This window comes from Wolbachia endosymbiont of Mansonella ozzardi (assembly GCF_020278625.1).
GTDB lineage: Bacteria > Pseudomonadota > Alphaproteobacteria > Rickettsiales > Anaplasmataceae > Wolbachia.
Genome location: NZ_JADAKK010000075.1, coordinates 1 through 3355 on the forward strand (window position 1 = coordinate 1; position 3355 = coordinate 3355).

At 34.4% G+C, this 3355-nt stretch carries 2 protein-coding genes and 1 pseudogene; all 3 read right to left on the bottom strand.

All coding sequences use genetic code 11. From position 1 onward, the window contains the following. Positions 1-53: 53 nt before the first annotated feature. Positions 54-1271, bottom strand: a pseudogene (locus tag IHO40_RS06280) (alpha/beta hydrolase family protein); the annotation flags it as partial. Positions 1272-1359: 88 nt separating this feature from the next. Next, entirely contained in the window at positions 1360-1959 is a 600-nt protein-coding gene (locus tag IHO40_RS05465; RefSeq protein ID WP_225537128.1) for a COQ9 family protein, read from the bottom strand. A 6-nt stretch (positions 1960-1965) separates the two neighbouring features. Then, positions 1966-3355 (bottom strand): Mur ligase family protein (locus IHO40_RS05470; protein WP_225537129.1); only part of this gene is annotated, 1390 nt, incomplete at its 5' end.

Genomic DNA, 3355 nt, shown 5'->3' on the forward strand with positions numbered 1-3355 from the left:
CACTACTATAAGTCCTTATCTTACCTCTCTTGGACTATTATGGGAAGGGCTATAACTAAATACTCATGTGCCTTTTTAATAAATTTATTCTCTATTTCTTTGTAACTGGTGTATTTTGTTGTACCTTCATTATCCTCACAACGAACTAAATGTTCTTTATGATTGGTGTGAATATTTTTATTCTCCAAGTCTTATTTTTAGAATCATGTTCCAGCACTATGTTTCTTCTTAATCTTTCTCCGGATAGATTATTAAGCTTGCCAACAAATTGTGCTGCTTGTGGAATCACAGTATTGCCTTTTCTGCCAACAATTAAGACGGGGCATTTCGTATTTTCTACAGCTTTCTATGGATTAAAATCTAACCTGCAACGCACAAACCAAAAATTCAAAAATTTTGCAGGAAGCCGCCTAGTGAAAAAGCCCCCTACTCCATGAGGAAAGTTATTAGTTGCTCTTTGAGTAAACTAAAAGAATCACTATGAATTAGTGTTAAATGGATACCCTGATCCTCAAATCTTTTTAGAACTTCCGCTTTCAATTCCTCCTCCAAGAGAGTTAGTATCTAAAACTATGTTGTTTGGATTTACGTCATCTATAAGCAACTTGTTCACCATTGCTATTCCGGTTTGGACTAATTCTTTCCCACTTGTTAGAAAGTTATACAGTGCTACAGTCTTCTTTCTCTCCAAAAGGAACTTTATAATATCCTCTATATCTTTTCCTAACTTTTGATTGCAAGTTTCATTTATAAGCTCTTCCCTATAAAGCTTTATCCACTCAGGGCTGGCTTCGTTTTACAAAAGGCTTTTAACTCTATGTGCAACAAACTTTTTCTTAATAAAGTCAAAAAAATACCCATGATAAAACTACGATAAAACATATGGTAGCCAAAGTTAATAATACCATTGATACATAAGCTAACCCCATAAGCACTTTTTTTGATTTTTGATTCTGGTACGCCGAGTACAACGGCACAGTAGAAGCAGTAAACAATATGGCAAAACATAACCATAGTGATATTATCTTCCTAGTAAATTTTTTCTCTTCATCGTTTAGTTCTTCTTGAAAGAATTCTGGATTAACAATTCTAGAAAAATAAGGATAGTCAAAATAATGCTTAACTACATAAAATTTACCCTCTTGCTCTTTGGATTTGTCTTTGCCAAGTGCATTAATCTTAATACACCCAAGTATCCCAAAAAAGTTTATTGTGTATCTTACATTTTTTTCTTGCTTAATGTTAGGATCAAGATAACAAATAACTTTCATTTTTTCATTGACAAACATCTAGCTATCTTAACATAAAAACTAAAGAAAGTTAAGATGGCTTTAAAATATAGTTTAGTATAGCAAAAACCTATAGGAAACTTCCCACAATTCCTTTCAAGCGAGTTTTGAACTTTTGAAATGCCATGATGTTGTTGACACGTCTGTCAAGAAATGATAGAGTATCTGCAAAACCTTCTGAATAGTCATTAATGAAGAAAAGCATTGTGCTTAGATATACCCCAGCCAATATTGCCCGTTTTGTATAGTAATTAAAATCTGTTGATTGATCATGGATGCTATACCAAATTGCACTAACAGTTCTGTATAAGAGTTTACTAGAAAAGTATGTATTCTTCGGCAATACAGAAAATAGTAAAACATTTTTTAAAAATTCTCTATAATTTGGCAGTTTAGCGTAGTTTGAAAGGCGTATTTGAACAGCTAATTTTACCCGCTCCCGCACTTTCATATCTTCTAAATTGGAGTTTCTGAGCTTGGTTACCATTGAACTATTTAAGTCCTCTGCTATATACTCCAAAGCGCTATATATTCCATTTTGAAATTTACAAAAGCTATTAGCTAGGTTAAGGTATGTGCACACCTTCAGTAAGGTTTCATCGCTTGTTCCCTCAAATGGAATAACCCTAATCAGTTCGTCTAATACTGGCTTTGTTTCATCTTGTTCCATACAACATTATACTAAACAACACATGTAATTGTACCTGAGATTTTTAAACATTCTGCGAAATGTGTCACCACGTTCTTCGAAACTTTTCCACTGATCAAAAGAAGAACATGCAGGAGAAAGCAATATCGTTATTTCTTCTTTGCTATTTATGGCGTCTTCGAAAGCCAGTTTAAATGCGTTTTCTAGATTATAACACTTCATACAATCTACTTTATTCTCCATAACATTTGCAAAAGCTTCTGTTGATTCTCCAATTAGAAAAGCTTTTCTAATTCTTGTAAAGTGCTTGCTTAGTGGCTCTATGCCACCTTCTTTACTTCTTCCGCCAACGATCCAATATATGTTTTTATAAGAGAAAATCGCTTTTTCGCTCGATTTGGCATTAGTCGCTTTGCTATCGTTCACAAAAAACACATTTTCTATTTTGCCAAGTAATTCATTTCTATGTTTCAAACCTGGGAAGGATTTGATTCCATCGATAATAATGTTGTTATCTATTTTTAACAGCTTACATACGGCATATGCGGCTGCTATGTTTTCCGCATTGGATATTAAGTTTATTTTCATGTCATTTACTGATAAGTTATAATTCTTTAACTTTATCAAGTTTTTCTGGATCGTAGTACCTTTTTTGTCATCCAAATAGCTGACACTAGGATCCAGATAATTTTGTTCTGTACCTGTAATCTGTTCACTATAGTCAAGCAAATTATTACCTATCAATGATATTAGATCTCTTGTACCATCCTCTATCATTTGAGTAACTGACAATGGTTTTTCTTTTCTGGATCCCAGCGTCACGTGCTGGAATGACGCCGGGAAGTATGTTCCTGAAATTGGAATTTTGTTCCCAGTAAATTTGTTGAATACATCAGCGGTAATTTCGTTATCACATCCTATCACGGCAGTCTCACTACCGTTTATCAGTTTTAATTTAGTTGCTATATAATTCTCCATACTTCTATGTCTATCTATGTGATCTGGTGTAATGTTGAGCAATACCGCAATGTCTATCTTTGTTGTCCCAGTCATCCCTTTTGTCATCCAAGTAGCGCGACACTGGGATCCAGAAAAAAAAGTATGGATTCTAGCGTCACGCTCTGGAACGGCAGTAGGCATATCCATCAGCTCCAATTGAAAAGAGGAGAACTCAATTACATAAATTTCTGCGTCTCTTTCTAGATCTAAAACAGGAACACCTAAATTTCCACCAACAGCTACCTTTTTCCCTGCAGATTTTAATACGTGCCCTATTAGTGACACAGTGGTTGATTTACCATTTGTTCCTGTGACTCCTATTACTTTCTGGTTCTTAGCTTTAATTCCAAGGAATAGCTCGATATCCGATTTTATTTTACAGTCATAGCTTTTCGCAAGTTTCACTATCCAATGCGAC

Bases quoted from the DNA above. Each gene is read 5' to 3' on its own strand.
- IHO40_RS05465 (WP_225537128.1), bottom strand. From the start codon at position 1,959: ATGGAACAAGATGAAACAAAGCCAGTATTAGACGAACTGATTAGGGTT.